The organism is Bradyrhizobium sp. (assembly GCF_019244115.1).
Taxonomy (GTDB): domain Bacteria; phylum Pseudomonadota; class Alphaproteobacteria; order Rhizobiales; family Xanthobacteraceae; genus Bradyrhizobium.
The window spans coordinates 1-4271 of sequence record NZ_JAFATE010000014.1; the positions used below are offsets into that span (position 1 = coordinate 1).

At 63.5% G+C, this 4271-nt stretch carries 5 protein-coding genes; all 5 read right to left on the reverse strand.

The window, feature by feature from the left end; genetic code table 11:
- Nucleotides 1-329: 329 nt before the first annotated feature.
- On the reverse strand, nucleotides 330-962 hold the full coding sequence (locus tag JOZ76_RS00585) for a DapH/DapD/GlmU-related protein (protein ID WP_291696696.1): 633 nt from the start codon (nucleotides 960-962) through the stop codon (nucleotides 330-332).
- Nucleotides 963-1117: 155 nt separating this feature from the next.
- On the reverse strand, nucleotides 1118-2230 hold the full coding sequence (gene leuB / locus JOZ76_RS00590) for a 3-isopropylmalate dehydrogenase (protein WP_291696697.1): 1113 nt from the start codon (nucleotides 2228-2230) through the stop codon (nucleotides 1118-1120).
- A 354-nt stretch (nucleotides 2231-2584) separates the two neighbouring features.
- Entirely contained in the window at nucleotides 2585-3367 is a 783-nt protein-coding gene (locus JOZ76_RS00595) for a molybdopterin-dependent oxidoreductase (protein ID WP_291696698.1), read from the reverse strand.
- A 22-nt stretch (nucleotides 3368-3389) separates the two neighbouring features.
- Nucleotides 3390-4019: a cytochrome b/b6 domain-containing protein gene (locus tag JOZ76_RS00600; RefSeq protein WP_291696699.1), complete on the reverse strand. Its 630-nt coding sequence runs from the start codon at nucleotides 4017-4019 to the stop codon at nucleotides 3390-3392.
- Between the two features lie 189 nt (nucleotides 4020-4208).
- Nucleotides 4209-4271, reverse strand: a 63-nt coding sequence (locus tag JOZ76_RS00605) for a fasciclin domain-containing protein (protein ID WP_291696700.1), incomplete at its 5' end; no start/stop codon positions are given.

Genomic DNA, 4271 nt, shown 5'->3' on the forward strand with positions numbered 1-4271 from the left:
GACCGCAAGTTCACCGACTACGCCTTCCCGCCGGCGATGGGCTACCCGACCTTCGCGCGCGAGAACGGCAACCGCCCGGTCGATCGCCAGCCGCTGAGCACGCCGGCCGATCTCGGCGGCGAGCCGACCCGCTTCCCGCTGTATTGAGCTTACGTAGCCCGGATCAGCGAAGCGACATCCGGGCTAAGCCCGCATATCGCTGACGCTCATGCGGGCTACGAGCTGAGCATTGCGGTAGGGTGGGCAAAGGCGCGTAGCGCCGTGCCCACCATCTCTCCACGAATGCATCCGGGACGGTGGGCACGCTTCGCTTTGCCCACCCTATAGCCCTACCGATCCGGATCGTAGCATTCGCAGAACTCTTCAATCGACTCCGAGCGAAAATCGGCGAGGCGCGCGAAGATCACGTCATCCGGCCAGTCCCACCAGGCGATGCGGCGCAGTTTTTCCGCAACCGCATTTGAAAAACGCCTGCGGATCGGCCGCGCCGGAACGCCGCCGACGATGGTGTAGGGCGGCACATTCCGGCTGACCACCGCGCCCGCGGCGATCACCGCCCCGTCCCCGACCGCGACGCTCGGCAGGATGATCGCGCCATGGCCGATCCAGCAATCGTTACCGATCACCACCTTGGCGGCCCGGCGATCGGCAAAGAAATCGCGATCGCGCGTCGCGGACGCGTCGTAATATTCCGGGCAATAGGTGAAACGGTGCTGCGAGGGCCGATCCATCGGATGATTGGGCGCGCCGATCCGGACTGCGCTCGCGATTGCCGTGAATTTTCCGATCACCGTGTCCGCGACGTCGCAATTCTCGCCGAGATAGGAATAGTCGCCCAGCGAGGCATATTCGACGCGGGTGTTGGCCAAAATCTCGCAGCGCCGGCCGATCTCAGCTTCGCGCAGCCGAACCGTCGGATCGATCACGGTCTCGGCGATTTTCGGCCTGCGCAAAGCGTCCATGGGACCTGCTCCGATGAAACTGTGACAGCGGTAGGGGTGGGCAAAGGCGCCCTTGTGCCGTGCCCACCACGGCTCTGCAACACCGGGGCGGTGGGCTCGCTTCCGCCTTCGCTCGCCGAGCTTCGGCGGACAAGTCGCTTAGCCCACCCTACACACTATGCGTGAAGCTTCTGCAACTCGGCCAGGATCGCTTCGCCCATCTCTGTGGTCGAGGCCAGCGTCGTGCCTTCCGACTTGATGTCGGCCGTGCGCAGGCCGCTGGCGAGCACGGCTGCGATCGCCGTGTCAAGCTTGTCGGCGAGCGCGCCCATGTCGAAGGAGTAGCGCAGCGCCATGCCGAATGAGGACAGCATCGCGATCGGGTTGGCGAGCCCCTTGCCCGCAATGTCGGGCGCCGAGCCGTGCACGGGTTCATACAGCGCCTTGCGCGTCCCGGTCTTGGCATCGACCTCGCCCAGCGAGGCCGACGGCAGCATGCCGAGCGAGCCGGTCAGCATCGCCGCGATGTCGGAGAGCATGTCGCCGAACAGATTGTCGGTGACGATGACGTCGAACTGCTTTGGCCATTTCACCAGATTCATGCCGCCGGAATCGGCGAGCTGATGCTCGAGCTGCACATCCTTGTATTCGCGCGCGTGCACCTGCGTCACCACCTCGTTCCAGAGCACGCCCGTCTTCATGACGTTGCGCTTTTCCATCGAGGTCACCTTGTTGCGGCGCTTGCGCGCGAGGTCGAAGGCGACGCGCGCGATGCGCTCGATCTCGTAGGTGTCGTAGACCTGGGTGTCGACCGCCCGCTTCTGGCCGTTGCCGAGATCGGTGATGGTTTTGGGCTCGCCGAAATAGACCCCGCCGGTGAGCTCGCGCACGATCACGATGTCGAGCCCCTCGATCGCCTCGCGCTTCAGACTGGAGGCCTCCGCGAGCGCCGGATAGCAGACCGCGGGGCGCAGATTGGCGAACAGGCCGAGCTCCTTGCGCAGCCGCAGCAGTCCCGCCTCGGGCCGCACGTCATAGGGCACGCCATCCCATTTCGGCCCGCCGACCGCGCCAAAGATCACGGCGTCCGCGGCCTTGGCCTTGGCCATGTCGGCTTCCGAGATCGAGACCTTGTGCGCGTCATAGGCCGAGCCGCCGACCAGCCCCTGCTCGGTCTCGAAATGCGCAAGGCCTTTGGCATTGAGCCAGTCGATCAGGCGCTGCACCTCCGCCATCACTTCGGGGCCGATGCCGTCGCCGGGGAGAAGCAGCAGTTTGTGGGTCGCCATATCTTTAACCTCGGAGGGCCTGTCATATCGCACCGTCATTCCGGGATGCGCGAAGCGCAGACCCGGAATCTCGAGATTCCGGGTTCGCTCGCGCTGCGAGCGCCCCGGAATGACGGGACGCGCGGAGTGCTAATGCGCCGTTGCGGGATTGGCAAGACACCCTCGCCGTTCGCGCGCTGCCGCGTTCTGGAGCCTGATCGGGCTGAGCGTTTGCAACGCCCTGGGCACGGCGTGGGAGCGCCCCAAATCGACACCGTCATTCCGGGGCGCGAGTGCAGCGAGCGGCCCCGGAATCTAGAGGTCGTGGAGCGAGATTCCGGGTTCGCGCTAGCGCGCGCCCCGGAATGACATTAATCAGCTCCCGCTGAACGAATTGTAGCCCTGGTCTTCCCAGTAGCCGCCCTTGTACTCGTTGGTGACCTCCATCGAGATCACGTATTTCGGGTTCTTGAAGCCGAGTTTTGTGGGCACGCGGATCTTCATCGGAAAACCGTAGGCGCGCGGCAGGATCTCGTCGGCGAATTTGAAGGTCATCTGGGTCTGCGGGTGCAGCGCCGTGCGCATGTCGAGCGGCGAATTGTAGCCCTCGCTGTCGGCACACTGGAACCAGACATATTTTGCGCGCGTATCGGCCCCGACCAGCTTTAGGAAATCGCGGAGCGGCGTGCCGGTCCAGCTGCCGATCGCACTCCAGCCCTCGACGCAGATGTGGCGCGTCACCTGCTTGACCTGCGGCAGCGCATAGAGCTCGTCGAGCGTCCAGGATTTCTTGTTGTCGACCAGGCCGCGCACCTCGAGCTTCCAGGTCTTGCCGTCGACCTCCGGCGCGTCATCGACCTCGTAATAGGCATTGAACGGGAACGGTTTTGTGATCGCGCTCTCTGGAAAGGTCGGCGCCAGCGCGTCCGGATTGAACATCCAGGCCTGCACCGCGTCGTTGAATTTCGAGACTTGCGCCAGCAGGCTTTCGGCCGAACTAGAGTCGACGACGTCGCAGCCGGTCAGCAGCGTCAGCGCGCCGAGGCTCGCGCCCCCCACAATGAAGCGCCGTCGCGTCAGATCCGGCATCACCTTCAGGGAGTCCTTGATCAGGAGCCGCTTGTCGACGCCAGGAATGAGAAATGAGCGTTTGGCCATGATGATGTCCTCAAAAATCCTTTCAGCGGCCGATGATCATCGCGCGCAGGCTTTTCGGCACCAGCACCGCGAGCGCGACATGGACGATCAGGAACAGGCAGATCAGCGACATGCAGATGAAGTGGACGTAGCGCGCGATGTCATAGCCGCCGAACAGCGCGGTCAGATATTGCAGCTGCACCGGCTTCCAGATCGACAGGCCCGAAAGCACGATGACGACGCCCACGATAATGATGCCGGCATAGAGCAGTTTTTGCACGGAGTTGTAGACGGTGAGGTCATCATGCGCCAGCTTGAAGGTGAGCGCGGCCTTCAGATCGGACAGCACGCCCGCCGGAGTGATCGGCAGCAGTTTTTTGCGGAAGCGACCCGCCGCAAGACCGGTGATGAGGTAGGCGAGGCCATTGATCATCAACAGCCACATCGCGGCAAAATGCCAGAGCAGCGCGCCGCCGAGCCAGCCGCCGAGCGTGATGGCCTTGGCGAAACGGAAATCGAACAGCGGCGAGGCATTGTAGATCTGCCAGCCCGACATGATCATCAGGATCATCGCCAGCGCGTTGATCCAGTGCATGACCCTGACCCAGGCCGGCTGAATGACCTTCGCGGGCACGGTGATCTGGTGGTCCTCGGCGGCTGCAAGGCTGGACACGGCTGTTCTCCGTCCTTCAATTCCGTTTCGTACAACACATTATACGCCCGATACCGGGCTTCGTTACTGCCCCGGCGCCATCAAATCGATACCCGCATTCTATCGCGGTCACAAAAAAGCGAGCCGGAGGATTCCCCGGCTCGCGATGCTGCTTTCCCTGGTCGGGGGATGAAAGGAACCTCCGTGGGGTTACGAGGCCGGCATCAGCACGGTGTCGACCACATGGATGACACCGTTCGACTGATGGACGTT

Excerpts from the sequence above, each read along its gene's own strand:
- leuB (WP_291696697.1), bottom strand. The coding sequence starts at position 2,230 with ATGGCGACCCACAAACTGCTGCTTCTCCCCGGCGACGGCATCGGCCCC.
- JOZ76_RS00585 (WP_291696696.1), bottom strand. The coding sequence starts at position 962 with ATGGACGCTTTGCGCAGGCCGAAAATCGCCGAGACCGTGATCGATCCG.
- JOZ76_RS00595 (WP_291696698.1), bottom strand. The coding sequence starts at position 3,367 with ATGGCCAAACGCTCATTTCTCATTCCTGGCGTCGACAAGCGGCTCCTG.